Origin of the sequence: Mycobacterium sp. UM_Kg27 (assembly GCF_000972905.1) — a bacterium.
GTDB lineage: Bacteria > Actinomycetota > Actinomycetes > Mycobacteriales > Mycobacteriaceae > Mycobacterium.
The window spans coordinates 1-1,773 of record NZ_JRMM01000260.1 but is presented as its reverse complement, the minus strand read 5'-3'; the positions used below and the strand labels follow the sequence as shown (position 1 = coordinate 1,773).

General features: G+C 55.3%; 2 rRNA genes. Both read left to right on the top strand.

Annotation, left to right across the window (positions count from 1 at the left end):
• Positions 1-1,530 (top strand): 23S ribosomal RNA (locus LI94_RS24075); the annotation flags it as partial.
• A 126-nt stretch (positions 1,531-1,656) separates the two neighbouring features.
• A 5S ribosomal RNA gene (gene rrf / locus LI94_RS21070) occupies positions 1,657-1,769 on the top strand.
• The last annotated feature ends 4 nt before the right edge of the window (positions 1,770-1,773 follow it).

Below are 1,773 nucleotides of genomic sequence, written 5' to 3'. Positions count from 1 at the left end.
GACGATCGCTGGCTGCGTGGGACCTTCGCTGGTAGTAGTCAAGCGATGGGGTGACGCAGGAAGGTAGCCGTACCAGTCAGTGGTAATACTGGGGCAAGCCCGTAGGACGTCAGATAGGCAAATCCGTCTGACACATAGTCCGAGAGGTGATGCATAGCCGATTGCGGCGAATTCGGTGATCCTATGCTGCCGAGAAAAGCCTCTAGCGAGCTCACACACGGCCCGTACCCCAAACCAACACAGGTGGTCAGGTAGAGAATACCAAGGCGTACGAGTGAACTATGGTTAAGGAACTCGGCAAAATACCCCCGTAACTTCGGGAGAAGGGGGACCCTCATACCGTCATGGCCTTCGCGGCCGGCAGCGGGAGGGGGTCGCAGAAACCAGTGAGAAGCGACTGTTTACTAAAAACACAGGTCCGTGCGAAGTCGCAAGACGATGTATACGGACTGACGCCTGCCCGGTGCTGGAAGGTTAAGAGGACCGGTTAACCCTTCGGGGTGAAGCTGAGAATTTAAGCCCCAGTAAACGGCGGTGGTAACTATAACCATCCTAAGGTAGCGAAATTCCTTGTCGGGTAAGTTCCGACCTGCACGAATGGCGTAACGACTTCTCAACTGTCTCAACCATAGACTCGGCGAAATTGCATTACGAGTAAAGATGCTCGTTACGCGCGGCAGGACGAAAAGACCCCGGGACCTTCACTATAGCTTGGTATTGATGTTCGATGCGGTTTGTGTAGGATAGGTGGGAGACTGTGAAACCCGCACGCCAGTGTGGGTGGAGTCGTTGTTGAAATACCACTCTGATCGTATTGGACCTCTAACTTCGAACCATGAAGCTGGTTCAGGGACAGTGCCTGGTGGGTAGTTTAACTGGGGCGGTTGCCTCCTAAAATGTAACGGAGGCGCCCAAAGGTTCCCTCAACCTGGACGGCAATCAGGTGTTGAGTGTAAGTGCACAAGGGAGCTTGACTGTAAGACTGACACGTCAAACAGGGACGAAAGTCGGGACTAGTGATCCGGCACCCCCGAGTGGAAGGGGTGTCGCTCAACGGATAAAAGGTACCCCGGGGATAACAGGCTGATCTTCCCCAAGAGTCCATATCGACGGGATGGTTTGGCACCTCGATGTCGGCTCGTCGCATCCTGGGGCTGGAGCAGGTCCCAAGGGTTGGGCTGTTCGCCCATTAAAGCGGCACGCGAGCTGGGTTTAGAACGTCGTGAGACAGTTCGGTCTCTATCCGCCGCGCGCGTCAGAATCTTGAGGAAACCTGTCCCTAGTACGAGAGGACCGGGACGGACGAACCTCTGGTATACCAGTTGTTCCACCAGGAGCACGGCTGGATGGCTACGTTCGGACAGGATAACCGCTGAAAGCATCTAAGCGGGAAACCCACTCCAAGACCAGGATTCTCACCCTTTTAGAGGGATAAGGCCCCCCGCAGACTACGGGATCGATAGACCAGACCTGGAAGCACCGCAAGGTGTGTTAGGGAACTGGCACTAACCGGCCGAAAACTTACAACACAAAGAAACAATTCACGTGTTGCCCGCAACCACACCACAAACACTCAAACCCACACCCCACCACCAAACACACACGTGGTGACACCGGTGCCGGCCCACCAGCCGCACCCACACAAAAAAATAGAGTTACGGCGGAAATAGCGACAGGGAAACGCCCGGTCCCATCCCGAACCCGGAAGCTAAGCCTGTCAGCGCCGATGATACTGCCCACACGGGTGGAAAAGTAGGACACCGCCGAACACAA